The organism is Sphingobacterium endophyticum (assembly GCF_009733535.1).
Classification (GTDB): domain Bacteria; phylum Bacteroidota; class Bacteroidia; order Sphingobacteriales; family Sphingobacteriaceae; genus Sphingobacterium; species Sphingobacterium endophyticum.
Genome location: NZ_SMMI01000007.1, coordinates 43,213 through 69,696 on the forward strand (window position 1 = coordinate 43,213; position 26,484 = coordinate 69,696).

Here is a 26,484-nt window from a genome sequence, read left to right on the forward strand (position 1 = left end):
ATTTAGTAAATGATTAATAATGTTTTAAAACAAATTAAACTATTGTACTTTAAAAATGTCTATTCAGTAAAATAAATTATTAATACATTTAAAAATATTTACCAATATTAATTTAAAAATTTTATGAACAAATCAATTGGATTGCTATTAGCTGCTTTATTTTTCGGAATAACTGCAAATGCGCAAATTAGTTACGGGCTTAAAGCCGGAGTAAACTTTGCCACCTTATCTAGTCCTTCACAAGAGAGTGCGGACTTTCAAACTCAAAATTTATTGTTTCATGTTACTGCTTTTGGGGATATTCCCATTGCAAATCAATGGTCCGTACAACCAGGCTTGTCCTTGCAAGGCAAAGGTGATAAATATCGGATGGAAATGAATGGTGGTAAAGGAGATTTAATGATTAATTTAATGTCTATTGAAATCCCTGTCAATATAGTTTATTATGTTCCTGCTGGACCAGGAAATATTTTTATCGGCGCAGGGCCATATGCCGGATTGATTTTCAGTGCGAGAGCAAAGGCGACAGGGGATGCATATATAACAACTCCAGGAAGTGATGTGCAACTTAAATCAAAGACTATTACCTTAAGTGGTGATGAGAAAGAAATGAATCGATTTGATGCAGGAGCAAACTTCTTACTTGGATACAAGTTGGATAATGGACTGCTATTTAATGCTGGATATGGACTTGGAATTACCAAGCTTAACACCAGCATAGGGCATCATAACTCCAATAGGGTATTTAATATTGGAGTGGGTTATCAGTTTTAGTTTAAAAATATTAGGATAGCATAAAATAGCTTGGCTGATAAGTCAAGCTATTTTTGTTTCCTTAATTAATCGACAGTATAAAGAATTTAAATGAATGCATTTAGTTCTAGTCAATCAATCAATAAATTGCTTTAAAATTTGTATCGTTTTCTTTTTAAATTAGTGAAATATTGTTAATTAACTATTCTATAACATCTCAGATAATGATTGGATTCTATTTTTGAATATTGATTAATAAATTTTAAATATGAAAACAATTTTATCTACACTCGCGATTGCATCGCTTTCAATCTATGTTGCCCAAGCGCAAACATATTACGGCATTAAAGCTGGTACAAACCTTTCCAAAGTAACTAATTTTGAGGATCAAAAGTACAATCCTTCCTATTTCATTACGGGATATGCTGATATTCCACTCTCCGAAAGGTTTTCCATACAACCAGGAATCTCCCTACAAGGAAAGGGAACTAAAATGGAAGGACCTATTTTTAGCTATGATCAAAAACCTACTGGAGTTTCTAAACAGACATTAAACAGCATGTCAATTGAAATACCAGTAAATGCAGTCTACTACCTGCCTGCTGGTTCTGGAGATTTTTTTCTATCTGCTGGTGCATATGTTGGATATAACATCAGTGGGAAGCTAAAACATACTCTTACAAGCAATGGTAAATCAACCAATGATTCTGAAGATGTTAAATTCTCTGGAAGCAATAAAATGATGAATAGATGGGATGCTGGGTTGAACTTTGCTGTTGGATATAAGTTTAAGAATGGATTTTTAGTACAAGGTGGTTATTCATTAGGTCTACTAAACCAAAATGCATCTAAATCTTCAAAGAACTTCCAAAACAGGTCAATGAATTTTGGCGTGGGATATCAATTCTAAAGATGTTGATGTGCTAATAAATTAGCCTTAAAAAATCCCAATAAAAAAGCCCATTCTAAAATGGGCTTTTCATTTTTTTCAAAAGAAATCTATCACACTTTGATTTCAACTTCAACACCTGAAGGTAATTCTAATTTCATTAACGCATCAACTGTTTTTGAGTTAGATGAGTAAATGTCTAACAATCTCTTGTAAGAACATAATTGGAATTGCTCACGTGCTTTTTTGTTAACGTGTGGTGAACGTAAAACTGTATAGATTTTTTTCTCAGTAGGCAATGGAATTGGACCACTAACAACTGCACCTGTAGGTTTTACTGTTTTTACGATTTTCTCAGCTGACTTGTCAACCAAGTTGTAATCGTATGATTTCAATTTGATTCTGATTCTTTGGCTCATTATCTATTTTGTTTTTAAGATGACCCCTGGTTAGAGCTATTTGCAACCAGGGATCGGTTTGTTTTTATTCGAATGAATTAGTCTTCTAGACCTTTAACTTTTCCTTTAGATTTTGCAATCACATCGTCTTGTACGTTACGAGGTGCATCAGAGTAGTGATCGAATTCCATTGTAGAAGTTGCACGACCTGAAGTGATTGTACGTAACTGAGTTACATAACCAAACATTTCAGAAAGAGGTACTAATGCTTTGATTACTTGTGCACCATTACGTGAGTCTAAACCTTGCATTTGACCACGACGACGGTTCAAGTCACCCATTACATCACCCATGTTTTCTTCTGGAGTCAATACTTCAACTTTCATGATAGGCTCCATTAATACTGGAGAACATTTAGGAAGTGCTTGACGGTAAGCCATCTTAGCTGCTAATTCGAAAGATAATGAGTCTGAATCGACTGCGTGGAATGAACCATCAATCAAACGAACTTTCATACCTGATAATTGGTAACCAGCTAAAACACCATTTTTCATGGATACTTCAAATCCTTTTTGAACTGAAGGAATGTATTCTTTTGGAATAGATCCACCAACAATCTCATTAACGAATTGAAGAGGGTTTTTAACTACATCCCAATCCTCATCAGCAGGAGAGATAACAACCTTGATATCCGCGAATTTACCACGACCACCTGATTGTTTTTTGTAAACCTCACGGTGTTCTGTAGTACCGTTGATAGACTCTTTGTAAGCTACTTGAGGAGCACCTTGGTTAACCTCAACTTTGAACTCACGTCTCAAACGGTCGATCAAGATATCTAAGTGAAGCTCACCCATACCTGAAATAACTGTTTGACCAGTATCTTCATCAGTTTTTACAACGAATGTTGGATCTTCCTCAGCTAATTTGTTAAGTCCGATACCTAATTTATCTACGTCAGCTTGAGTTTTAGGCTCAATCGCTAAACCGATAACCGGCTCAGGGAATACCATAGATTCAAGAACGATAGGATTTTTTTCATCACATAAAGTGTCACCAGTTTTGATGTCTTTGAAACCAACAACAGCACCGATATCACCTGCACTGATTCTTTCGATTGGGTTTTGTTTGTTAGCGTGCATTTGGAAGATACGAGAGATACGCTCTTTGTTTCCTGAACGAGTGTTCAATACATAAGAACCAGCATCTAATACTCCTGAGTATACACGAGTGAAACATAAACGACCTACGAATGGGTCAGTAGCAATTTTGAAACCTAATGCAGCGAAAGGCTCAGATTCAGACGGTTTACGGCTGATTTCCTCACCAGTACGAGGGTCAGTACCTTTAACAGCCTCTTGATCCAATGGAGAAGGCAATAACTCCATTACAAAGTCAAGCATTGTTTGAACACCTTTGTTTTTGAAAGATGAACCACAAACCATAGGAACAATAGCGTTATCTAATACAGCCTTACGTAAAGCGTCTAAGATTTCACGTTCTGTTAATGAATCTGGATCTTCGAAGAATTTCTCCATCAAAGTTTCATCATATCCAGCAACAGCTTCTAATAATTTTTCACGGTATTCAGCAACCTCATCCAACATATCTTCTGGAATTGGAACTTCAGTGAAAGTCATTCCTTTATCAGCTTCATTCCAAACGATACCACGGTTGTTGATTAAGTCAACAACACCTTCGAAGTTATCTTCAGCACCGATAGGTAATTGTAAAGCAACAGCGTCAGAACCTAACATGTCTTTCACTTGCTTAACAACTTTTAAGAAGTCAGCACCTGAACGGTCCATTTTATTTACGAAACCGATACGAGGAACTTTGTATCCATCAGCTAAACGCCAGTTAGTCTCTGATTGAGGCTCAACACCATCAACAGCAGAGAATAAGAATACTAATCCGTCTAATACACGTAATGAACGGTTTACTTCAACAGTGAAGTCAACGTGTCCAGGAGTGTCAATAACGTTTACTTGGTATTTTTTGTTACGGTAGTTCCAGAATACAGTTACAGCTGCAGAGGTAATCGTGATACCACGCTCTTGCTCTTGGGCCATCCAGTCAGTCGTTGCAGAACCTTCGTGAGTTTCTCCTAACTTGTGATTAACACCAGAGTAGAATAAAATACGCTCTGTAGTTGTTGTTTTACCAGCATCGATGTGTGCAGCGATACCAATATTTCTTACTAATTTTAAATCTTTTGCCATGTTTTTTATTGCAGTTTGCCTATTGGCTGATTGTTATTTCTTTAGAAATAAATACACCGACTTTGATAATGAAAAATCTATTATCTAAAGTCGGTGTAAACATATTTGATTCTTTTTGTTCAAAATTAGAATCTGAAGTGTGAGAACGCTTTGTTAGCTTCCGCCATTTTGTGCGTATCTTCTTTCTTCTTAACAGCAGCACCTTCACCTTTAGAAGCTGAAATGATTTCTCCTGCTAATTTTTCAAACATAGTTTTTTCACCACGTCTGCGTGCATAAGAAATTAACCATTTCATACCTAAAGCGATTTTGCGCTCAGGACGAACTTCCATAGGTACTTGGAAGTTTGCACCACCAACACGACGAGATTTAACCTCTACCGCTGGCATTACATTGTTAAGAGCTTTTTTCCAAGTCTCAAGACCATTCTCTTGAGTTTTTTGCTCTACTAATTCAACTGCATCGTAAAAAATTGAATAGGCGATAGATTTCTTACCGTCTACCATCATGTTATTTACGAAACGAGTTACCTGAACATCGTTAAACTTTGGATCAGGTAAAATGATTCTCTTTTTTGGTTTTGCTTTTCTCATTTTCTTTTCCTCCGTTTATTTTTTCTTACCTTTTGCTGGTGCAGCAGCTGCTTGTCCTGGTTTAGGACGTTTTGTTCCGTATTTAGAACGACGTTGGTTACGACCCGCAACACCTGAAGTATCTAATGCTCCACGAATGATGTGGTAACGAACTCCTGGTAAGTCTTTAACACGACCGCCACGAATTAATACGATTGAGTGCTCTTGTAAGTTGTGGCCTTCTCCTGGGATGTAAGCATTAACTTCTTTACCGTTTGTTAAACGAACACGAGCGACTTTACGCATTGCTGAGTTTGGTTTTTTAGGGGTAGTAGTGTATACACGTGTACACACACCTCTTCGCTGTGGACATGAGTCCAACGCTGGTGACTTACTCTTGTCTACCAGAGCTACTCTACCTTTTCTAACTAGTTGTTGAATAGTAGGCATTTACCTGTTTTTCTTTTTTGATTTTGTTAAAAAATGTTTTTAAGTCCGCAAAGATATAAAGAATAATTTAAACTGTAAAGAGTTGTATGTTAAGTTTTTTAAAAAATCTATCCCTTTAGCTCATTAATGTAAAATCAATCTGCCTTTTCTCAAGATCTACCTTCTTCACCTTGATCTGAACTTCATCCCCTAAGCGGTAGGATTTTTTCTTTCGCTGACCAATAATCGCAAAATTCTTTTCATCAAGCGTGTAGAAATCGTCTGTGATGTCCCTCAATCGCACCATACCCTCACATTTATTCTCTTCAATCTCTACATACATTCCCCATTCGGTCACTCCGGAAACAATTCCTTTGTACTCTACACCAATCTGGTCTTGTAGGAATTCTGCTTGCTTATACTTTACTGAAGCTCTTTCCGCTTCCGCAGCTTTCTTTTCCATTTGGGATGAGTGCTCCGCCATTTTCTCGTAATGCTCGGCGTTGATGTTCTTTCCGCCACCATCAAGGTAGTATTGTAATAGTCGATGAACCATAACATCCGGATATCGACGGATAGGGGAGGTGAAGTGGGTGTAATAGTCAAAAGCCAATCCGTAATGCGAAGTTTTTTTCGTGGTATAGATTGCTTTCGCCATAGAGCGGATTGCTAAGGAGGTCAAAAGGTTCTGTTCCTTTGATCCTTCAATCTTCGTCATTAATGCATTTAATGATTTGGCCGTTTCTTTATCCGTTTTGATACTTAATCGGTGACCAAATCTAGAAGCGAATAAGGAAAAGCTGCTTAAGGTCTCTGGATTTGGAACATCGTGGAAACGGTAAACAAATGGAAGTTTGTTCTTTCCCTTGCCCTGTTTACCTATGTATTCAGCAACTTTTCTGTTAGCTAGAAGCATAAAGTCCTCAATTAACTTATGCGCTTCTTTCCTCACTTTCGTATAAACACCTAGTGGTTTTCCGTTTTCATCCAAATGGAATTTCACCTCATCAGACTCAAAGCTAATAGCCCCGTTCTTAAATTTTCGGTCACGAAGAATAAAAGCAAGTTCGTTTAGTTTTAGAATCGGTTCGGACAGCTCGTCCTCTTTTCCTTCAATTATTTCCTGGGCTTCTTCGTAAGAAAACCTTCTGTCCGAATGAATGACGGTTCTTCCGAACCATTGTTCTATGATGTTTGCTTTTTCGTCAAGTTCGAAGACTGCAGAAAAACAAAGTTTGTCTTCATTTGGTCTTAAGGAACAAAGGTTGTTAGAAAGCCTTTCAGGAAGCATTGGAATTACGCGGTCTACTAGGTAAACTGAAGTACCTCTTTCAAAAGCTTCCTTGTCAAGTATGCTGTCTGGTGTTACATAGTGCGAAACGTCGGCAATGTGAACCCCGATCTCAAAATTTCCGTTCTCAAGTTTTTTGAACGAAATCGCATCATCGAAATCTTTAGCGTCTGCAGGGTCGATTGTAAAGGTCGTGGTGTTTCTAAAATCCTTGCGTTTTGAAATTTCTTCTGCAGGAATGTTTTCAGAAATTGAGTTTGCAGCATCTTCAACGGATTTTGGGAATTCTAAAGGGAATCCAAAGTCTGCAAGGATAGCGTTCATCTCGGTGTTGTTCTCGCCTTTTTTTCCTAAAATGTTCTTCACCTTTCCGATCGGATTCTTCGCGTTCTTAGGCCACTCTAAGATCGAGACAACGACTTTCTCGCCGTTCTTCGCTCCGTTTAGGTTGTCTAAGGGAATAAAGATGTCATGCAACATCTTTCGATCGTCCGGTTGGAAAAATGCATAGGATTGAGAAATGTCAATCGTTCCTGTAAAATCAGTTTTCGCACGTTGTAAAATCTCGACTACCTCGCCCTCGCGCTTGCGGCCTTTTTTTCTTTCGTAGATGTGAACTTTTACAATGTCATTATGAAGGGCCTGTCTTAGTTTTCTTGGAGCAACATAGATATCTGTCTCGTTCTCATCTTCAGGTACAATATAAGCGGATCCATCAGCAGTCATGTCAACCTTCCCAGTTACATAAACATGCAACTGTTTTAGTTGGAATTTTCCTCTTTCTGGCTGATTGAAAAAACCAGTTCTTGTGCCTTCTGATAGGATGTCGGAAATAGCAACTTTCGCGTCCGAATCGACCACGTTTAATTTCGCTGCTACTTGTTTATAGTTGAGAGGAGTGTTGCCTGATTTTTCAAAAATGTCTACAATAAGTTGGGTTAAAACTTCCTTGTAAGGGTTCTCTTTTCTTGATTTCATATACTGTCATTTTGTCTGTTCCTTCACTTGAATTTTTAAAATGAAGGATGGGGGAGAGGGCTCAATATGATTTTCAAATTCTGATCTCGATTTATGCCCTTCTGAAACCCGTAACTAATATACTCAAATCTCCGCAGTTTTGTTTGATTTGCGAGAAAATGAGTTTTAAAAATTTAATCTCATTATAAAGTATATTTAAATATTATTTTAGCAATTATAAATAGTTGATTATTAAACGTGTATAAAAATAAATGCTAAAACTATTTATAGTATATATATTGTAATTGTTTGATTTATAGATGTAAATGAGAAAATGTAGTGTTTGGGTATCTGTTTGCTAAATATGTTTTATGAAATTTAATAGTTATTTGTAAATATATAACTATCTATAAAATAGAATATTATAAAATTAAAAACTAAAAATTAGCAAGTTAATTAAAAATAGTTTAGCACGAGGTTTTGACATAAAAAGAATGCCCTTGAAATTTCTAATGAGTTTTAGATTTCAAGGGCAATTTATATAAAATTCTCTAAATTTTAAGAAGTTTTTTTGTTGCAGGATTCACAAATTCCCACTGCATTTATTGCGATTGAGTGCAAGGAAAAGTTTGTTGGGACGGTAATTTTAGGTAGCGCAATTTCATCTAAGCAGAAGACAGAATTGCAGACTGAGCAAATAAAATGAACATGTTGATCATGGTGGTGATCGGCAGAACACTTGGTAGAACAGAAGGCATACGTTGCCGTTCCATTAAGGTCAAAAACTTTATGAAGTATACCTTTTTCTTCAAAACTTGCCAGTACACGGTAAAGAGTTACACGGTCAATTTCAGTACCTAAAATCTTCTCTAATTCAGGTTGTGATATTGCCGAAACTTTTGTTGAGATAATATCTAAAACACGTAACCTAGGTTGGGTTACTTTCAATTGATTTGCCTTCAAAATTTGGCTAAATTCTTCTAATTTATGTTCTAAATCCGTGCTTACTTCCGCTTTCATGGTATAAATTTACGCAATAAAATCCGCTAATAAAAAAGCCCCTACAAGGTGCTGTAGGGGCTGTACAATGATCTAAAAATCTTTATTATTTACCAGCAGCTTTTGCATGGTCAGCTAAAAATTGAGCCAATCCACTATCCGTTAAAGGGTGTTTCAAAAGCGCAAGCATAGCCGATAATGGTCCTGTCATTACATCAGCACCAATTTTAGCACAGCCTAAAATGTGAGCACTGTGACGTACTGAAGCCGCTAAAATCTGAGTTGTAAACCCATAATTATCGTAGATTTCGCGAATTTCTTCAATTAATCCAAGGCCATCAACTGAAATATCATCTAAACGGCCAATGAATGGAGAAACATAAGTTGCTCCAGCTTTTGCTGCTAATAAAGCTTGTCCAGCTGAAAAAACTAACGTACAGTTTGTTTTAATACCCTTTTTACTGAAATATTTGATTGCTTTGATACCATCTTTGATCATCGGAACTTTAACAACGATTTTGCTGTCTAAAGCAGCTAATGCTTCTCCTTCTTTGATCATTCCTTCGTAATCTGTTGAAATAACCTCAGCACTTACGTCGCCTTCAACGATATCACAGATTGCTTTGTAATGATTGATTACATTTTCTTCACCAGAAATACCTTCTTTAGCCATTAAGCTAGGGTTGGTTGTTACGCCGTCTAAAACGCCAAGATCTTGTGCTTCTTTGATTTGATCTAGGTTTGCGGTATCAATAAAAAATTTCATGAGTATTTGAATTAATTTGTTTTGTAGAATTCATGCATGTCCGTACAGACAGTGCAAAGGTAATTAATCTGATCCAAGAATTGAAGTTATAGCGTTTATATACCATCGAATTGTTGTCCGATTTCTTGAAATGTTTATTCTTTAACAACATTTTAAGCTATTTTAATGTTATGTAGATAGTTAATTGTAATATTTTGCTCATCCTGCTACCTTTACTTTCGGTTCGGATGATAATCATTTATCTTTATTCGCTGTAACAACAATCGCATTTCATGCAAATATTTAGATCTCTCAAGTACCCAAACTATCGATTACATGTAATAGGACAGTCAATCTCTCTCTTAGGTACTTGGATGCAGCGAATTGCTATTAGTTGGTTGGTTTACCAACTGACAAATTCCGTGTTCTGGCTTGGCTTTGTATCCTTTATATCTCTCTTGCCATCCCTGGTTTTGTCGCCTTTTATAGGGGCATTCGTGGATAGACACAAAAAATACCGCTTAGTTTTAATTACGCAAATAGGCCTGATGATACAGGCAGGATTACTTGCTCTACTTGTTTATTTAAAGTTGGAATCTGTTTTTTATCTATCCCTATTGGGCTTTATCCAAGGTGTGGTCAATGCTTTTGACGTATTAGGTAGGCAAGCGTTGTTGGTCAATTTAGTGGATGATCGCAAGGACTTGCCAAATGCAATTGCCTTAAATAGCTCTATTTTTAATGCTGCAAGGATGGTGGGCCCAGCTATTGGGGGGATTTTGCTTTCAACTTATGGTGAGCTCGCCTGTTTTACGCTTAATTTTATAAGCTTTATTCCTGTTATTATTTGCCTTTTACTAATGAAAGTTACTGAAAAGGTAATTATTATTCCAAATGAAAGTGCTTTTCAGGGACTTGTACACGGGTTTCAATATCTTAAAAGATCTCCCCATATCGCATCCTTGATCATCATTCTTACATTTTCAAGCTTGTTGGTGATACCCTATACTTCTTTATTGCCAGCTGTTGCAAGGGAGTTATTTCATGGGGATGAACGGACATTTTCATGGTTCGAATCAGCTGCAGGGTTGGGTGCAATGATAGGTGCCATCAATATGGCAAGGTTAAAATCAGGCGAAAATTTAAGGTATAGAGTGATGTTTGCAGCGTTGTTCATGGGAATTTCTCTAGTCTTATTGGCATTTGCTCACTATCTTCCTTCGGCCTTGTTTTTCACAGGAGCTGTATCATTTGCTATGATGATGCAGAATTCATCCATCAATACCTATATTCAAACCCATGCAATGCCAGCCTATAGAGCTCGAGCAATGTCCTATTATGTCATGGCTTTTCAAGGGGTTTTCCCTATTGGAAGTCTTTTGACGGGTGCACTAGCTGAAATGGTTGGCATAAAAAACACCCTCTATATCATGGGAGGTTGCGGTATTTTAATTTCATTAGGTTTCTATATTTACCTTCGAAATCACATTCAACGCAAATTATTCAAGTTTAATTTTCGTTGATTTAAAGTGAGCAGATTTTTTTTATAATCTATCTTTGCTCCAAATATTTTTAAAATATCACCACCTAAAACACCAATTACTGATTCTAATCCAATTTGGTTATATGCAAAATTTATAGAACTCAAATCCAGTACTGCAGCAGTGAAGTTCTTGGTAGACCAATCTGCAAGTTTCAGTAAAGGGATGTTTATCATAAAACTTTGCATATTATTGGTGCCTAATCCTGTAGATAAAATATCTGTATTTAAGAATTTATCTTCCTCAATACCGGAATGAAGGAGTGTTTCTTTATCCAAAACTGTTTTAGAAGCGCCTGTATCGATAACCATTTTGAATTTTTTATCAAAGATCTCGACCTCAGTAATAATATGAAAGCCATCAGCCTGTAGGCTGATGACTTCAAATGGAATATTTTGCATTTAATTTGTTGATCTTAATTGTTTTAGAGCTTATTTATTCAAAACCCCCTCGTCAAATAGGACTTGATTCATCTTACGAACTGCCTCGGCACTGGCTTTAAACAACTCTTCTTCCTCCTCAGAGAGATTCATCGGTACAATCCGATCCCAGCCCTTATTGTTGATAATAACCGGAACCCCAATATTAATATCTTCCTGACCAAATTCTCCTTCCAAATAAACCGATGCGGTAAACAATCTGTTTTGATTGTGTACAATACTTTCTACCATTGCAGCAGCAGCAGCACCTGGTGCATACCAGGCAGATGTGCCTATCAATGCCGTTAAAGTTGCTCCTCCGACCATCGTTTTCTTAACAATTTCTTGTTGTTCCTCTTCCGTTAGAAAATCAGAAACTGCAACACTATTCCAAGTAGCATGTTTAATCAATGGAATCATGGTCGTATCGCCATGTCCACCAATAACAATCGCATTTAGATCATTTGCAGAAGCATTTAATTTATCGCTAATTTGATATTTAAACCTTGCCGAATCCAGTGCGCCGCCCATCCCAATGATTCTGTTTTTTGGTAATCCGCTTGATTTTAATGCCAAATAGGTCATCGTGTCCATAGGATTCGAAACAATGAGGATAATAATATCTGGAGAATGCTTAATCAGGTTTTCAACCACTGTTTTAACTATATTGGCATTGGTGCCAATTAATTCTTCTCTGGTCATTCCTGGCTTCCTAGGAATTCCTGAAGTAATTACGGCAACGGAGGATCCTGCTGTGGCTAAATAATCATTTGTAACCCCTTTGATTTTCGAATCGAAACCCAAAAGTGCTGCGGTTTGCATCATGTCCTGCGCTTTGCCTTCTGCAAAACCCTCTTTGATGTCCAATAAAATGATCTCTTCTGCTACATTTTTTCTTACAAGATTATCAGCGGTCGTTGCTCCAACTGCCCCTGCTCCAACTACGGTTATTTTCATATAGTTAAGGGTTTTGTTTATTTCCATTAAATCTAACAAAAATAATCGTCATTTCGTGGGTTTTAACGGTCACTTTTATGTAATTCAATAAATAAAAAACAGCTTTTTCAAAGAATCATAATCTAAATTCGACCTTACCTTTAAATTAAAAAGAGCAACATTTTTTATGTTGCTCTTTTCTTTTAGAATGGATATCCAATGGCTAAGTTGAATACTAAATTGTCTCTTCTCCAATCTCTATCTCGAATATCAATATATTTAAATACCCAACGGTCATCTTTTGGACGATAAGGTACTCTAAATGGAATCGCAAAATCGGTTCGTAGAATCAAGAAATCTAAATCTAATCTTAAGCCTAAACCGCCACCAACAGCCAATTCACTAATGAAATCCTTACTTAATTTTCCTCCAGGCTTATTCTCGTCTGTTCTTTGCAACCAGACATTTCCCGCATCTATAAAAGCTGCCCAATGCAACATCCCCGCAATTTTTGCACGGTATTCGGTGTTGAGCTCCAATTTAAAGTCACCTGTTTGGTCTGCAAAGAAATTGTCTTCCCCTAAATTCTCAGGTAAGGATGATCCCGGACCTACCGAACGTGCCCTAAATGCCCTCAATCCATTAGGACCCCCAGTAAAATATTGCTTCAAATAAGGTAAGGACCAGGAGTTACCATAGGAGTAACTGGTACCGATCATTACCCTCGACGCTAAAGTAGAGGTTGGTGATATTTTCAAATAATGCCTTAAATCGGCCTCAGCCTTGATAAATTGAGAATAAGGAGTACCAAAGACTTCCTTAATTTTTCCTTCTTTATAGTTTGCTCCTTGAATTAGTCCTAGGATATTTCCTGATGTATTCAATCCCGCTTTGGCATAAAATGTATGCTTTTTGTTCTCCATGGTATTGGTAAACGTGTAAACATAATTTGGACCGAAAGAGAATTGAGGATCTACAATATGACGTAGGGTAGGGACTGTATCCATTTGGGCCCTATATTCATCTGAAATTCCCCTAGGTTGAACATAGATAATCTCAGCTAAGGTTAAGTTGTGATCCTTTTGTTGGTTTTCTTTCCAGGCATATCCATAGTTCAGGGTCATGGAATTTAAGGTGTAGGCTGTCCGACGATTTAAAAACTCATATCCTGCCTTCAAAAATGTTTTTGGGATATATTGTTTTCCCGTAGTCCATTTGTATGGAGATAATAATCTTGGCCAGGTAATTCCTACCTCGGTACCATAGCGAATATAACTTGAATTTAAATTCACGTTTCCACCTGTTTGGGTTTCATAACCACCAAAAATAGAAACTGTTAAATTCTCGAATCCTTTAAATGCATTCTTTAAAGACCAGTTTGCCGTAACCTCAGTTCCATTATAGACAGCAGCAGTTTTTCCTACCAATTCCAAACGGATGGATTTTTTCTCCATAGGAGTAAGGTAATAATAAACATCTAGGTGATCGGTAGAATCTGGGCTATCGACGAATTCGTTCTTTACAAACTTAAAGGTATTCAAATTAACCAAATGGTTAATGGTCATATTGTGATTCCAACGATTGTACATAGCTTCAGGCTCCAAAAATAGGTGATTGGCAAGAACCTTTTTTCTGTACTTATTTTTAGGATCAATTATGTAAAACTTGTCATCAAATTTTTCAACACTCCTTGGTACCCTTCTTTTATTGCTCCCGCTGGTTTCAACATAATCTGCAAATACATAAACGTTACCTATATGTTGGGGTTCTTTGGCTTGTCTTGGGGTTTCCGGCTTGACTGTCACATACATATTCACTTTGTGATCGCCAATGGTACTATCAACTTCCACTAACAAGTGGTCCGGACTGAAATAATAATATCCCCGGTCCTTCAGTTTATCGTCAATCCGATCCCTTTCGTTCAAGATAACATCTAAATTGTAGTTGCTGCCGGGTTTCAGTAAAGTTTCATGTTTCCATTCAAGAATAGATTTTCCCAATCTAGAATTGCTGTCAACATCAAATTTTAACTCATTAATCCGGTAAATATGGCCTGGAAAGGCATCGTATCTTACGGTTGCCATTTTTCCATCGATCAAAGTGTCTGAAGAAACCCTGGCATTAAAAAATCCAAGGTTTTCCATTTTATTTCTTAGTAAGTTTTCGTTGTATTCTCGGTTTACATCGCTCAATAAAACAGGGGCTTGACCTTGTTTTTTCAACCATTTTCGAATAAAATTGTTGGTCGAATCTGGGCCGCCACCCATATTCCATAATCCTACCTTAAAATAAACTCCTAATAGTTTACTGTTTGGTTTTGGAAGTAGGGAGCTCTCCAATAGGTTCTCAAATGCTTCCTTGCGTTTCACCTCTATTGTGTCGTTGTGTACTACAACATCACCTTCTTTATAGAATTTCTCGCCTTCTGCAATGTATTTTGTCGGATTACAACTTGCCACAAGCATTAATCCCATAGAAAAGGCTAATAAATGTTTAATTTTCATTATTGCCTCCTTCCTCTTCTTCATTTTTAATAGCTGCGCTCGGTTCAATCTTATTTGTTGTATCTCTGTTCGGCCTATTTGTGCTGTCAATAGGAACAGCCGTACTGTCTTCCTGTTTTTTCAATTCTTGCTGTTTTCTCTCTATCTCTCTTTCTTCCATACGCTTCCTGAATTCAGGGCTATGTAGCATCAGGCTGTCTCGGATTACTAAGCGAACAGAGTCACGATAAACTGAGTCCGTCTCCATTCTTTCAACATCAAATCTTCTTCTAAATCCACGGCTTTCTGTATTATAATATTCTTGTAAGGCCTTCGAATTCATAAATAATTCTCTAAACCTATTGTAGCTCATATTGATAATAAATCCAATACCTGTTTCTACGAATTGTCCCTGTAGTGTAGCTTGATATTGGTTTTTACGATAGACACGTGCAAAATAACGACCGTCTTTCGAAAGTTGGTAATCCAACGTAATATCCCCAGCAATGTTAGATGCCTTCTCACCAGGTCTCGTATTTCCTTCAACTTCGAAATTTGAACCAATCGTGATTTTTAAACGATCATCAAATAACATTTTGGAAACACCAACATTTAAGTCGGTCCTAGTCTGAGCATTTCCAGTTAAGTAATCCTCTTCTGAGTTCAAGTTGAAATCTAGTTCGACACCTTTAATTAAATCAGATGCTAAATTATTCAACTGACCTGTTAAGAATGAACTCACTGTACTTCTAACCATAGCTTCTGTGCCACCACCGGATAAACTCTCAAATGGATTTGCAGACATAAAACGGCCTAATGCAATTAAAGAGAAGACCTGTTTGTTCAGTTCAGCCGGATCTTCACGTAAATTAGATAATGCAATGTTAACCTTACTAACTACATCTTGAGAAACAATGGCATTATTTTCATCTAAATCAATGTCAAAATTAATTTGAGGTTTAAACAATTCTCCAGTCAATTTCAATAAAACGTTAAATGGAACCCTTTGCTTATAAAGGTTTTGGCTTTCCGAAGAAATCTGATTCTGAACCAACTCTAAGGTTGCAAACTTACCTGTGTAAACTGCCGTTATATCTAAGCGGGCATCCAACGGATCCCCGTTCCAAGTAATGGTACTCCCTTTTTGGAAGCTGAAATCCTTTGAAATAGGTCCAAATGAAAAGGTATAGTCACCTTTTTCAACCGTAAAGGTCCCTGACATGGTAATCTTCTCATTGGCATCTATACTGGTGTTGATCTCTGCCACACCTTGTATATTCAAGGCGTCTTGAGTTCCTTCGTCAAGAATGACTTTAAATTTAGCGTCTGGATCAGTCGTTAGGTTCAAGGCAATATCATACCCAGATAGTTTACTCGATACGGTAGTCATCGAGTCCAGCTGTGCAAAAACATTCGCCCTAGCAGTATCACTCTTATCTACGAATTTAACGACTCCCTCGCGCTGTGCAACACCTGGATCCTCATTAGGAACAATAAAATTAAAGTCAGTATTGTCATTGGCTTTTACGTTTCCATCAATGCTCGGTTTATCTAAGTCTCCAGTAATTCGGAGGTTCGAGGTAACATACATTTTTCCAAAGAAAAGGTCATTATCCAATCTCGTGGAATTCATAACCTCGAAATTGTCCGTCGTTAAGTTCAGATTAAAAATAAAGTCGGTGTATGTTGAGGTTTTGATCGTTCCATTCAATCTTGCTACATTGTTTTTAGAATCAACCAGATTAAATTGACGGAAGGTAATACCTTGATCGTTGAAGTAAATCTTCTGATTATCAACCCGCATGTTTGAATTCAACATTGATGCATTGATGACTGCGTCATGGAAAGTTAATTCTCCATTGATTCGTGGTGCAGACGTTGTGCCAGTGATTTTTAATTCACCAGATAAATCGCCTTGTGCATCTCTTAAATTGCCTAAACTAAATGCCTGTATGGTTTGCATACGCATTGGGTTAAGGTTTAAAGTCGCATCTATCTGCATATCGCCTTGAGGTGGTGCTATGATATCTCCAATGAGATGGACATCATTCCCATTCTCTGTAATCCTCACATCGGCTGAATATGTGTTTTCTTTGATGTTATTAACTTTTAATGCCACATTTCCGATAGTATCCTTTCCAAAGAAAAACTTATCAATCGTTAAATCCGATACAAATACTGGGTTGGATTCAAAACGGGAAACTGTTGCATTACCATTTATTCCACCGCCCACTTTTAATGTCTCCGATTGTAGCATCTCAGTAATAGTTTCAATTCTAAAATTATTGAAACTTAAATCGATCGGTGAATTATAGGTAGAATCTTGTGATTGTATTCTCAGTTCCTGACCTTCTTTTGAAAGCACAAATCCCGAAGCTCGAACACCTTTTTCTCCAAAGCTAATCAGGTTGTTAGGTTCAATATCCCAATCCTCATAATTCAACATCAATCCATCTTCTTTCAATGAAATGTTGTAGCTATTATTGGCAACCATCATGTTCGCCCCTAAGTGATATTGTTCTTTATCCTCTTTATCCTTAATCCAAAGACCAAAGTCAACCTTGTTTTCTACAACACTACCACTCATTACGGTATTGCGTAATTCAATATTGTTGACTAAAATATGGCCTATTAAAGCATTATAGTAAAGCGTACTATCGGCCGTTATGATGTCCATACCGACATTTTCAACTTCTGTACCGGCATAGGTTATTTTTGGAGCAAGCAACTTGGCCATCAAATTATGGTCAGCACTATTAAAGGTACCATCCAACGTGATATCCTGCATTTCTTCCAAATCTGGAAGAAACTCCCGAAGGATTCTTGAATGGTTTAGTCGGGCAGAAAACTCAAATTGCTGCGGTGAATATTCGTATTTCTGATGAATCCCTGAAGGATTGTAATAGGTTTGAATAATATCAGATATCGAAGAACCCAACTCAGTTAGTTTATAATCACCTGTCAAGTGGGCATTTAATAACTCTGAACTCAGGATCAACGTGTTTTTGCCAGTATCAGATTGTGCCGTTAATGCTACGGTATCTAATGCATACAAATCCTTTTCATAGGCAATTGAAGAATTGGTGACAAACAGTGAACCATTAAGATTATCTAAATCTAAGGTTTCAAAATCAGCGATTATCTTACCATGATATCTGATATTTTGATCCATTAACTTCAAATTCTTGAAATTAATGCTGTCAATCATCATTTCAGCATACAGTTTTGGGAATTGCCCACGCATATCTGCTTGGATTGTGGCATCCAAATCTATATTAGGATCCGGACTATTGATTGTTCCAGCTATATCTCCTGAACGGGCAGTTAAATCAAAATTTACATCCTTATAACTGTAACCCATCGCATCGAAACGGTTTAAGGTTCCTAATATGTCCGCAGACATAGTTTTAGGATTTAATCCTGTTCCATTTACTTGAGCCTGTGCAGAAATAATTCCCAATACGGAATCTTGCTTCAGAAATTGTCCTAAATTAAAATTGTCTATGGTTACAAAAGCATTGTAAGTGGTGTCCCTGCCCATATTCAACTTACCATTCACGGTTGCATTTCCTTGCTCAGTAATAAGTTTCATATCAGTGTCGAATCCTGACATTCCACCTTTAAATTTACCTGTCAAGCTGATATTTCTTGGCAATTCTATGCTATCAGGTAGGAGTGAAGGAGCAATGAGTTGTTTGAGGTCGTTCCTGCCGGTAACTAATTTTTTAAGATCCAGGTCAACATAGAGTTTATCTGTATCTGGCAATCCTTTTATGTAGGCAGTTGCAATTACATGTGTATTATTTAAGGTCTTGAATTCAAATCGGGGGATTTTTAAATCATTTAGTTTACCCATCACTCGTCCATCGATATAAAACCTCTTAGTCATCAATGGTTTCATAACCTCCTCTTTTTCAAGGTCAGGGGCTAAGAACCGAATATCTTTCATATCGATATGACTTTTCTTGATATTCGCATCGATGGTCATGGATGCCGGATTATTGGAAACCGCATCCAAGGAAGGATAGGAGATGGTTATTTCATCCTGAATTAAAGTATTGGGCGTTTCTATTAATAGATCCTTAATCGTAGCCCCTGTATTGGTATAAACGAAATCGCCTTTTAATTGCTTTAAATCAAATCCTGAATGATCCTTTACCGATAATCCTTTAAGGTTACCTGAAATTGAATCTGCTGAATAATAAATGTCGTCCATTGCTCCAGCTAAATCAGTCAATTTTAAGTTGAAGTAATCAATTCCCTTGGTCCTAGGCTGATTGTCGTCCTTAAACCAAAAATTACTCTTTTCAATAACCAATTTATCAACTCCAACCTTCCAATTTACGGATGAGCTGGTCGTATCTGCCTGATCATCAAAGGTATGTTCCTGCGTGGTTTTTCCAAACAGGATTTCTGAATCGGATTCACTAAGCTTAATTTCTTTAAGCTTCACAAGCTCCTTGTTTAAATCAATCTGTTCAATATTCCCCGCTAAATTTTTGATGTCAAATTTACTGAGCATATTGATCGCCTTGTCGTCGTAGCTAATGAAAATATTTTTCAGATCGACGGTTTTTATATCAATATTAGGCAGTAAAGAAGTTTGCTCGACTGAAGTATTGGTAATACCAAAATCGGATGCTTTAACGGAATCTCGTTTGGTAATAACCGCCCATTGTTTAATGTCTGCTGTTAGACCGTCAATTTTTACATCAGGCATGCCAAATGACATATTGTTCGTTAAATCAAATTTGGAAACCCTTGTGTTAAATTTATTCAAGAATATGTTTGCAGATGTTCCTATGACGTCGTCCTTATAGGCGAATTTTATCCGCTCGAAAAGAACTTTATCAATATCAAATGTGAGGGCAGAGGCTGAATCAGCTGTTGCTGTACTTTCTTTCTCTGTTGCAAAGGCTGCAACGATATAATCAAAATTAAAACTGCTGTCTGGTAATGTTCTGTTAATTTTTGCTGTTATTCCTTTTAACTGGAGTTCATTGATTTCAACGGTATTCTTCAGTAATTTGAACATATTGATGTCAACGACTAAGGATTCTCCTGCAATAAGCGTATCCTTTGACTTGTCTGCAAAAAAGACATCATTTAACTCAAGTTTTTTAGGAAAATTAATATAAATATGGCCGATATCCACCTGTGTGCCAAGCTTGGTCTCTAGGTAATTGGATACCTTACCAACAACATAATTTTGTACCGATGGTAGGCGTATTAGAAAAATTAAAAGTAAAATTAATGCTATTATGGAACCTATTATCCACAAGACAGTTTTTAATACGATTCGTCCAAATCTATTCAAAGCCTGATTCTATTCTTTTATAATTATTATTGTATCCCCTATAAACACTTAATCGCCGCATTTGTTTATAAATAAATCATTTTAATTGCGGTATTAATTTACTGCAAATATAGAGTTTGAAAAGGAAAATATCCCATGAATCTTTATTGTCTTTCGGTGAATTGAAGCAAGGGATGTGCCGTATATTCTATTAATAATCAATTTGTTTATGGTAAGTAGTTAGATTTATTAATATTGAAATAAATTTTAATCTAAACAATAATTAATTGCTATTTATTTCTTATTTTTTCATAATAAGTTCTAGGCTTTATATGGAGGAATAAATCCTTTTGTAATATTTTAGAACTTAATTGACCATGCCGTTTTTCTTAAGAAATAATAAATCTAATAACAGTAGAACAGACAATTAATGGAAAGATTTCTTATATTTATATACCTATTTCAATCTAAATAATAAACATGAACAGGAAAAATTTTATTACATCACTACTCGTTGGTGCTAGTTCTGGAGCGTTTCTAGCTTCCTGTGCCAATGAAAAATCAAACAACAACAAAACAGAAAACACAGAAGCTATGCAAACAGAATCAAAAACAGCAGAAAATAAGGATAGTTTAAATACCGGATTAATTATTCACTCCGTGTATTTTTGGTTAAAAGAAGGTATTACAGCAGAAGAAGATAAAGATTTCTTAAACTTCTTTGAAGAACTTAAAAAAGTGCCTACGGCAAGAACTCTAAAAGTTGGTAAACCTGCTCCAACCCACCCCCGTCCGGTGGTTGATAATTCTTATTCCTATTTATTGCTGGTAACTTTTGATACAATGGATGATATCAATACCTATGAAACCCACCCAATCCATTTGGATGCTATTGAAAAGTATAGTAAATATTGGACCAAGGTGGAAGTGAAAGATGCTATTCTTTTATAATCAATCCATAAGATCCAATATTGAATAGCAAAAAACATTTTTCATATAAAAATCAAAGCCGCATCAAAATATTAAATTTTGATGCGGCTTTTTACTGTAAAAAATCTAAAAATCTAAACGGATTAGTGTACTTCGATATCTGTACCTTGTTTTTGCTCCTCTGCTTGAGGTGCCTCCTCAGTTTCTGAAGTTTCAGTTTTATCAGTACGCTCAACAGTGATTTTACACTCTGTAAGCAATGCTGCCAAAGCACCTACTGCTGCGAAAATCGGCGCTAATACCACTCCAATTACTCCCAAGGTTACTGGAAAACTCATGATATCTTTTCCATGTTTATCAGAAATGCTGATTTTAGTTACATTTCCTTCAGCGATTAATTCCTTGATTCTTTTTAATAAGTTCTCTCCTGTTACTGAGAATGTTTCTTTAATTGACATAGTTGTTTGTTTTATTTGATACACAATTTGTTGCACTCCTTTAATTTGATATTCAAAGATAATAGTTGTACAACATTCTTAATTATGGGATTAGGTCAACTCGTCTATATTTTCGGTAATTGACAAGAATTCATCGGTAAAATTTCCAACATGATGCTATTTCGATAATTCTTGTATAATGACTACCAATCCCATGATTAAAACAAACCACCCGAATGCTGGTTTTAATTTTTTCCCATCTATGTTTTGGCTTATTCTCGTTCCTATTAAAATCCCTATGATGGCAATCCCTGCTATGGTTAGTAAGAATTCCCAATTTACTTGCGCAATTTCTAATTTACCAATAAATCCAAATAATGAATTTGCCGCTATGATCAACAAGGATGTTCCTACTGCTGTCTTCATATCCATCTGATTGAAAATTATTAAGGCCGGGATAATTAAAAATCCACCACCTGCACCAACTAACCCGCTGATCAAACCTACTCCCGCTCCTTGTAATATGAGTGGTAACAATTTTTGATTACCTTGCTTTTGAATTTTATCTTCAGGTGAAGATTTGATCATTCTATAGGATGCAAATAACATCAATACTGCAAAAAGTAGCATAATGCCCATGTTTTTGCTGATTTCAACTTCCCCGAAGTGAAATAATATATTCGGAATATGGTCAATTAAATATTGCCTGGTAAAAAAGACTGTCAATATTGAGGGTAGTCCAAAGTATAATGCAGTTTTAAAATCTATCAGATTATTCTTAAAATATGGTCCAGCACCCAGTAAAGAGGTTATTCCAACGATAAATAAGGAATAGGAGGTTGCCATTAGTGGCTCAATCTTAAAAAGATAAACCAAAACAGGAACTGTTAATATACTTCCACCTCCGCCAATTAATCCTAGTGATATGCCAATTCCTACTGCTGCTAAATATCCAATGTATTCCATTATTTCATTTTTGTTCTGCAAAGTTGAAGGAAAGATTAGCATTGGTCAGTTACATTAGTTACATAGCTTACGGTATTAGTATTTACCAGATTATACGTAACATTGGTTACTCTTCTGATATATTGTTGTCAGTAGTTTTGCACTTTAATTTTTTGAAAATATGGAATTATTAATGGGCCCTTGGCCATGGTACATTGGCGGTGCAATTGTCGCTTTGGTAATGATCGCCTTAATTTTTTTAGGGCGAAGTTTTGGATTCTCTTCTAACTTTAGAAATATCTGCTCGGTATTGGGTGCTGGAAAATCATGTAGTTTTTTTGCATTTGATTGGAGAAAACAAAAATGGAACCTTCTTTTCTTAATTGGTGCTATTATAGGTGGTTTCATTTCTGCAAATTATCTATCAGACAATCAAGTGCCTGAAATTTCGCAAGAAACCGTGACACAATTAAACGCTTTAGGATTTGAAAGTGCAGGTAAAGCATACTCCCCAACAGAAATTTTTAATCATTTAACTAATAAAAATATAATCCTATTGGCTGTCGGAGGTCTGCTTGTTGGATTCGGAACTCGATATGCTGGTGGTTGTACCTCTGGACATGCTATTTCCGGATTGAGCGACCTCCAATTACCTTCTTTAATTGCAGTTATTGGATTTTTTATTGGTGGACTATTGATGGTTCATGTATTCTTCCCCCTTATATTTTAAAACATGAGAAAATTAGTATATATATTATTAGGAGTCATATTCGGTATGGCAATGTACAAAGCCGAAGCAGCATCTTGGTTTAGGATCTATGAAATGTTCAACTTTCAATCCTTCCATATGTATGGATTCATGGCAACAGCTCTATTAGTCGGATTACCGGTTGTTCAATATTTAAAACGTAAAAAAGCAAAGGATATACATGGGAATCAAATTGTTATACATCCAAAAAATAAATCCATTACTCGATATTTAATCGGTGGTATATTATTTGGATTAGGATGGGCACTTGTTGGTGCATGTCCAGGTCCAATATTTGTTCTTATCGGCGCTGGACTGTTTCCAATGCTTATTGTGGCTGCTTTTGCAATTCTGGGAACTTACCTTTACGGATTAGTTAAAGATAAATTACCTCATTAACAGATTGTTGTGTAACAATTGTTGCGAAAATTAATGTATTACTGAATTAGCTTTGTTATATTAAACAATTAGTGATGATAAAAATTATTAAATATCCTGAGTTCAAAACTCAGATCCAAAACCAGCCAGTTCAACTGGTCGATGTTAGAAATGAAATGGAATTTGAATTGGGAAATATTCCAGGATCAATTTTGATAAACGTTCAATCTTCAAATTTTGAAGAATTAGCGAAAGAAAAACTGAATTTTAAAGAGCCAATCTACCTATACTGCCGCGCAGGGGTTAGGTCCCAGCTGGCAGCTAAAATATTGGAAAATTTAGGCGCTACTGAAATCATTGACCTTGAAGGGGGATACCTTTCTTGGATACAGAACAAATAATTTAAAACAGAATATTGAATCATATATAAAAAGGAAAATCTATGTTTTTTCAACAAGTTTATGATAAAACCTTAGCCCAAGCCAGTTTTTTTATTGGCTGTCAGGCAAAAAATGAAGCTATTGTAATTGACGCCAAAAGGGATATTGATACCTATTTGGAAATTGCAAAGCAAAATAATATGAAGATTACTCACATTGCTGAAACACATATTCATGCTGATTTCCTTGCAGGATCAAGAGAATTGGCTCAAGTAACTGGGGCACAAATGTATCTTTCTGATGAAGGTGGTGATAACTGGCAATATGAATTTCCTCATATTGGCTTAAAAGAAGGCGATGTGATTACGGTGGGAAACCTGTCCCTAGAAGTTATGCATACCCCAGGACATACTCCTGAAAGCATAAGTTTCTTACTAAGGGATCACCCGGCTTCAAATGAACCTGTTATGATATTTACAGGTGATTTTGTTTTTGTTGGAGATATCGGTAGACCTGACCTTTTGGAAGAAGCTGCTGGATTAATTGGGACCAAAGATATTGGTGCTGAACAAATGTTTCAATCTTTAAAGAAATTTGCTGCTCTTCCTGATTATGTTCAGGTATGGCCGGGTCATGGTGCAGGTTCTGCATGTGGAAAAGCTCTTGGTGCTGTTCCTAGTAGTACCGTTGGATATGAGAAGATTAGAAACTGGGCTTTTCAATTTGGAGATGATTATGAAGGCTTTAAAAATTACCTTTTAAGCGATCAACCTGAAGCGCCAACCTACTTTGCCATGATGAAAAAACTCAACAAAGTAGATAGACCGCTTTTGGTTGATGTTCCTGAACATCCTAATCTAACAGTTGAAAAGGCTGAAAAATTAGAAAATATCACAATAATAGATACTCGAAATAAATCAGAATTCGCTGAAGGGCATTTAAAGGATTCTATCAACATTCAAAATAACAATTCATTGGCTAATTGGGCAGGATGGATGATCGGTTATGATGAAAACCTAGTATTAGTAGCTGATGAGGGTAACCAAAATGAGATTACTAGGAAATTAATGCGTATTGGAATGGATAATATCAAAGGATATATTACAAACTTGGATGGTTCTAATCTCGTCTCATCAACGATTATTAATGCGGATACTGTTGAATCCATGAAAAATGATCCGGATACCGTCCTTCTCGATGTGCGTAGCAAGTCTGAATATACTGCAGAACATATTCCTAATGCGGAACACAGGTTTATAGGCTCATTAAAAAAAGCTTTGCCTACGGATATTCAGGATAAAAAAATAATCATTCAATGCCAATCTGGAGATAGGGCAACCATCGCTGCTTCGTTTCTGGAGAAAAATGGTTTTCAAAATATATTTAACTATGCCGGCAGTTTTCTCGATTGGAAAAAACAAGGTAAAGAAACGACAAAATAGTATATTTGAGTATGAGTCTGATTGAAACTGCTTATACAGGAATATTAGAACCCGCCTTAATTGAAGAAATTGAGGCGGTTGCTACGTTAAAAACTTTCCAAACCGGAGAAATAATCGTGGATATCGGTCAATACATCCGAGCGATGCCTATGCTTCTTACTGGTGCAATCAAAATAATGCGCGAGGATGAGAAGGAAGGTGAACTATTACTTTATTATCTTGAAAAAGGAGAGACCTGTACCATGTCAATCGCATGCTGTATCGGCAATAAACAAAGTGAAATTAGGGCTCAGGCTGAAATGGAAACTACTGTAGCAATGATTCCTAATCAGTTCCTCAATGACTGGTTAGCAAAATATGCTTCTTGGAGGAGTTTTATTTTAAATAGCTACTCCTCAAGAATGAATGAAATGCTGGGGGCTATTGATAATTTGGCGTTCTCCAAAATGGAAGATCGAATCATGAGCTATTTGAAAGAAAAGGTCCGCCTGACTGAAGATAGAATCTTAACGGTTACCCATCAGGATATTGCAATTGACTTAAATACTTCTAGGGTGGTCGTTTCTAGGATTTTAAAGAAATTGGAAAACGAAGATAAAATCGTGCTCTTGAGAAACGAAATCAGAGTTCTGGTATAATAAAAAGAAGCAATGAAAGCTGATAATATGAAATGTTTTTATGCTTAAAAACCTTTTTCAGCGTAGAAATTGCTTTTGATCGGGAGAAATATACATTACTTGCAGTTGTCCCTAATTCTTCACAAATTTCTTCTGTTTCTTTTCCTTCTAACACCGACAGCTGAAAAATCTGCCCTTGTTGTTTGGGTAGTTTCTCAATTTCCTTAACAATCAACTCGATCAATTCGGTGTATATAATCTTCGTTAAAATGTTTTCTTCTGTGGATTCTAGTCCTACTAAAAATTCCTCGTCATGCTGATATTTATTCCGGCTCTGCTTTAAATAATCTAAACATTCATTTCGAGTAACTAGGTATAAAAAGGACTTTATACGTTCTTCAGAATCAAAATTTAATCTCCTTTCCCAAAGTTTTACAAATGCATCAGAGACGATTTCACGGGCTACATCTTTATTTTTAACAAATTTATAAGCATGAAAGTGCAGGGCATGGCTATATTGATCCATGAAAAAACATAAAGCCGATTCCTGGCCTTGTTGTAAGTTGGTGACTTCCCTGTCAAAATCAATCATCTTCCTGATTAATCGGTTATTAATATTGGTTCATATAAATTTAATGTTAATTTGACAAATAAAGAAGTTTTTTAAGCTTTTTTTT

Annotated in this window: 23 protein-coding genes; 9 read left to right on the forward strand and 14 right to left on the reverse strand. The window is 36.3% G+C overall.

Features of this window, described 5'->3' with window-relative positions; genetic code table 11:
- Positions 1-123: 123 nt before the first annotated feature.
- Positions 124-774 (forward strand): porin family protein, encoded by a 651-nt coding sequence (locus tag E0Y80_RS10585; protein ID WP_156307641.1) that lies wholly within the window; start codon positions 124-126, stop codon positions 772-774.
- 247 nt (positions 775-1,021) lie between these two features.
- Positions 1,022-1,663: a porin family protein gene (locus E0Y80_RS10590; protein WP_156307642.1), complete on the forward strand. Its 642-nt coding sequence runs from the start codon at positions 1,022-1,024 to the stop codon at positions 1,661-1,663.
- 92 nt (positions 1,664-1,755) lie between these two features.
- On the opposite strand, the gene rpsJ is transcribed toward E0Y80_RS10590, so the two are convergent.
- The 7 genes from rpsJ to fsa all read right to left on the reverse strand — a co-directional run bounded on the left by rpsJ (position 1,756) and on the right by fsa (position 9,276).
- Positions 1,756-2,061: a 30S ribosomal protein S10 gene (rpsJ, locus tag E0Y80_RS10595; protein ID WP_013667229.1), complete on the reverse strand. Its 306-nt coding sequence runs from the start codon at positions 2,059-2,061 to the stop codon at positions 1,756-1,758.
- 77 nt (positions 2,062-2,138) lie between these two features.
- A complete protein-coding gene (fusA, locus tag E0Y80_RS10600; protein WP_156307643.1) occupies positions 2,139-4,262 on the reverse strand; it encodes an elongation factor G in 2,124 nt (707 codons plus the stop codon).
- Between the two features lie 125 nt (positions 4,263-4,387).
- Positions 4,388-4,855, reverse strand: a complete 468-nt coding sequence (gene rpsG / locus E0Y80_RS10605) for a 30S ribosomal protein S7 (RefSeq protein ID WP_099372571.1) — start codon at positions 4,853-4,855, stop codon at positions 4,388-4,390.
- 15 nt (positions 4,856-4,870) lie between these two features.
- Positions 4,871-5,284: a 30S ribosomal protein S12 gene (gene rpsL / locus E0Y80_RS10610; RefSeq protein WP_002993550.1), complete on the reverse strand. Its 414-nt coding sequence runs from the start codon at positions 5,282-5,284 to the stop codon at positions 4,871-4,873.
- Between the two features lie 115 nt (positions 5,285-5,399).
- Positions 5,400-7,532, reverse strand: a complete 2,133-nt coding sequence (rnr, locus tag E0Y80_RS10615; RefSeq protein WP_156307644.1) for a ribonuclease R — start codon at positions 7,530-7,532, stop codon at positions 5,400-5,402.
- A gap of 537 nt (positions 7,533-8,069) precedes the next feature.
- Positions 8,070-8,531: a Fur family transcriptional regulator gene (locus E0Y80_RS10620; RefSeq protein ID WP_156307645.1), complete on the reverse strand. Its 462-nt coding sequence runs from the start codon at positions 8,529-8,531 to the stop codon at positions 8,070-8,072.
- Positions 8,532-8,616: 85 nt separating this feature from the next.
- Positions 8,617-9,276, reverse strand: coding sequence for a fructose-6-phosphate aldolase (gene fsa, locus E0Y80_RS10625; protein ID WP_156307646.1), 660 nt, complete (start codon positions 9,274-9,276; stop codon positions 8,617-8,619).
- Between the two features lie 272 nt (positions 9,277-9,548).
- On the opposite strand from fsa, the gene E0Y80_RS10630 reads away from it, so the two are divergent.
- The gene (locus E0Y80_RS10630; RefSeq protein WP_156307647.1) at positions 9,549-10,778 is read left to right on the forward strand and encodes an MFS transporter; all 1,230 of its coding nucleotides are present in this window, start codon (positions 9,549-9,551) and stop codon (positions 10,776-10,778) included.
- On the opposite strand, the gene E0Y80_RS10635 is transcribed toward E0Y80_RS10630, so the two are convergent.
- The 4 genes from E0Y80_RS10635 to E0Y80_RS10650 form a co-directional block, all read right to left on the reverse strand.
- Complete coding sequence (locus E0Y80_RS10635) at positions 10,745-11,197, reverse strand: retropepsin-like aspartic protease (RefSeq protein WP_156307648.1); 453 nt, start codon at positions 11,195-11,197, stop codon at positions 10,745-10,747. The two genes, E0Y80_RS10630 and E0Y80_RS10635, sit on opposite strands and share 34 nt — an antisense overlap.
- A 30-nt stretch (positions 11,198-11,227) precedes the next feature.
- On the reverse strand, positions 11,228-12,172 hold the full coding sequence (locus tag E0Y80_RS10640; RefSeq protein WP_156307649.1) for a malate dehydrogenase: 945 nt from the start codon (positions 12,170-12,172) through the stop codon (positions 11,228-11,230).
- A gap of 182 nt (positions 12,173-12,354) precedes the next feature.
- Positions 12,355-14,679: a translocation and assembly module lipoprotein TamL gene (gene tamL / locus E0Y80_RS10645; RefSeq protein WP_156307650.1), complete on the reverse strand. Its 2,325-nt coding sequence runs from the start codon at positions 14,677-14,679 to the stop codon at positions 12,355-12,357.
- On the reverse strand, positions 14,645-19,951 hold the full coding sequence (locus tag E0Y80_RS10650) for a translocation/assembly module TamB domain-containing protein (RefSeq protein ID WP_156307651.1): 5,307 nt from the start codon (positions 19,949-19,951) through the stop codon (positions 14,645-14,647). The genes tamL and E0Y80_RS10650 overlap by 35 nt, the downstream gene beginning before the upstream one ends.
- Before the next feature lie 459 nt (positions 19,952-20,410).
- On the opposite strand from E0Y80_RS10650, the gene E0Y80_RS10655 reads away from it, so the two are divergent.
- Positions 20,411-20,881 (forward strand): Dabb family protein, encoded by a 471-nt coding sequence (locus E0Y80_RS10655; RefSeq protein ID WP_231596016.1) that lies wholly within the window; start codon positions 20,411-20,413, stop codon positions 20,879-20,881.
- A gap of 122 nt (positions 20,882-21,003) precedes the next feature.
- On the opposite strand, the gene E0Y80_RS10660 is transcribed toward E0Y80_RS10655, so the two are convergent.
- Positions 21,004-21,318 (reverse strand): DUF4342 domain-containing protein, encoded by a 315-nt coding sequence (locus E0Y80_RS10660; RefSeq protein WP_156307652.1) that lies wholly within the window; start codon positions 21,316-21,318, stop codon positions 21,004-21,006.
- Between the two features lie 156 nt (positions 21,319-21,474).
- Positions 21,475-22,263, reverse strand: a complete 789-nt coding sequence (locus E0Y80_RS10665; RefSeq protein ID WP_156307653.1) for a sulfite exporter TauE/SafE family protein — start codon at positions 22,261-22,263, stop codon at positions 21,475-21,477.
- A 160-nt stretch (positions 22,264-22,423) separates the two neighbouring features.
- Between E0Y80_RS10665 and E0Y80_RS10670 the strand changes: the two genes are divergently transcribed.
- The 5 genes from E0Y80_RS10670 (at position 22,424) to E0Y80_RS10690 (ending at position 25,828) form a co-directional block, all read left to right on the forward strand.
- The gene (locus E0Y80_RS10670) at positions 22,424-22,972 is read left to right on the forward strand and encodes a YeeE/YedE family protein (protein WP_156307654.1); all 549 of its coding nucleotides are present in this window, start codon (positions 22,424-22,426) and stop codon (positions 22,970-22,972) included.
- A gap of 3 nt (positions 22,973-22,975) precedes the next feature.
- Positions 22,976-23,389: a DUF6691 family protein gene (locus E0Y80_RS10675; RefSeq protein ID WP_156307655.1), complete on the forward strand. Its 414-nt coding sequence runs from the start codon at positions 22,976-22,978 to the stop codon at positions 23,387-23,389.
- A gap of 74 nt (positions 23,390-23,463) precedes the next feature.
- A complete protein-coding gene (locus E0Y80_RS10680; RefSeq protein WP_156307656.1) occupies positions 23,464-23,769 on the forward strand; it encodes a rhodanese-like domain-containing protein in 306 nt (101 codons plus the stop codon).
- A gap of 41 nt (positions 23,770-23,810) precedes the next feature.
- Positions 23,811-25,190 (forward strand): MBL fold metallo-hydrolase, encoded by a 1,380-nt coding sequence (locus E0Y80_RS10685; protein ID WP_156307657.1) that lies wholly within the window; start codon positions 23,811-23,813, stop codon positions 25,188-25,190.
- 11 nt (positions 25,191-25,201) lie between these two features.
- Entirely contained in the window at positions 25,202-25,828 is a 627-nt protein-coding gene (locus E0Y80_RS10690) for a Crp/Fnr family transcriptional regulator (protein ID WP_231596017.1), read from the forward strand.
- Here the strand turns inward: E0Y80_RS10690 and E0Y80_RS10695 are convergent.
- A complete protein-coding gene (locus tag E0Y80_RS10695) occupies positions 25,812-26,399 on the reverse strand; it encodes an RNA polymerase sigma factor (RefSeq protein WP_156307659.1) in 588 nt (195 codons plus the stop codon). The genes E0Y80_RS10690 and E0Y80_RS10695 overlap by 17 nt on opposite strands.
- Positions 26,400-26,484 lie beyond the last annotated feature (85 nt).

Coding starts and splice junctions, on each gene's coding strand:
- E0Y80_RS10695 (WP_156307659.1), bottom strand. CDS start 26,399: ATGATTGATTTTGACAGGGAAGTCACCAACTTACAACAAGGCCAGGAA.
- E0Y80_RS10635 (WP_156307648.1), bottom strand. CDS start 11,197: ATGCAAAATATTCCATTTGAAGTCATCAGCCTACAGGCTGATGGCTTT.
- fusA (WP_156307643.1), bottom strand. CDS start 4,262: ATGGCAAAAGATTTAAAATTAGTAAGAAATATTGGTATCGCTGCACAC.
- E0Y80_RS10590 (WP_156307642.1), top strand. CDS start 1,022: ATGAAAACAATTTTATCTACACTCGCGATTGCATCGCTTTCAATCTAT.
- rpsG (WP_099372571.1), bottom strand. CDS start 4,855: ATGAGAAAAGCAAAACCAAAAAAGAGAATCATTTTACCTGATCCAAAG.
- E0Y80_RS10675 (WP_156307655.1), top strand. CDS start 22,976: ATGAGAAAATTAGTATATATATTATTAGGAGTCATATTCGGTATGGCA.
- E0Y80_RS10685 (WP_156307657.1), top strand. CDS start 23,811: ATGTTTTTTCAACAAGTTTATGATAAAACCTTAGCCCAAGCCAGTTTT.
- E0Y80_RS10690 (WP_231596017.1), top strand. CDS start 25,202: ATGAGTCTGATTGAAACTGCTTATACAGGAATATTAGAACCCGCCTTA.
- E0Y80_RS10680 (WP_156307656.1), top strand. CDS start 23,464: ATGATAAAAATTATTAAATATCCTGAGTTCAAAACTCAGATCCAAAAC.
- E0Y80_RS10630 (WP_156307647.1), top strand. CDS start 9,549: ATGCAAATATTTAGATCTCTCAAGTACCCAAACTATCGATTACATGTA.
- rpsL (WP_002993550.1), bottom strand. CDS start 5,284: ATGCCTACTATTCAACAACTAGTTAGAAAAGGTAGAGTAGCTCTGGTA.
- E0Y80_RS10620 (WP_156307645.1), bottom strand. CDS start 8,531: ATGAAAGCGGAAGTAAGCACGGATTTAGAACATAAATTAGAAGAATTT.
- fsa (WP_156307646.1), bottom strand. CDS start 9,276: ATGAAATTTTTTATTGATACCGCAAACCTAGATCAAATCAAAGAAGCA.
- rpsJ (WP_013667229.1), bottom strand. CDS start 2,061: ATGAGCCAAAGAATCAGAATCAAATTGAAATCATACGATTACAACTTG.
- E0Y80_RS10655 (WP_231596016.1), top strand. CDS start 20,411: ATGAACAGGAAAAATTTTATTACATCACTACTCGTTGGTGCTAGTTCT.
- E0Y80_RS10660 (WP_156307652.1), bottom strand. CDS start 21,318: ATGTCAATTAAAGAAACATTCTCAGTAACAGGAGAGAACTTATTAAAA.
- E0Y80_RS10670 (WP_156307654.1), top strand. CDS start 22,424: ATGGAATTATTAATGGGCCCTTGGCCATGGTACATTGGCGGTGCAATT.
- E0Y80_RS10640 (WP_156307649.1), bottom strand. CDS start 12,172: ATGAAAATAACCGTAGTTGGAGCAGGGGCAGTTGGAGCAACGACCGCT.
- E0Y80_RS10585 (WP_156307641.1), top strand. CDS start 124: ATGAACAAATCAATTGGATTGCTATTAGCTGCTTTATTTTTCGGAATA.
- rnr (WP_156307644.1), bottom strand. CDS start 7,532: ATGAAATCAAGAAAAGAGAACCCTTACAAGGAAGTTTTAACCCAACTT.
- E0Y80_RS10665 (WP_156307653.1), bottom strand. CDS start 22,263: ATGGAATACATTGGATATTTAGCAGCAGTAGGAATTGGCATATCACTA.
- tamL (WP_156307650.1), bottom strand. CDS start 14,679: ATGAAGAAGAGGAAGGAGGCAATAATGAAAATTAAACATTTATTAGCC.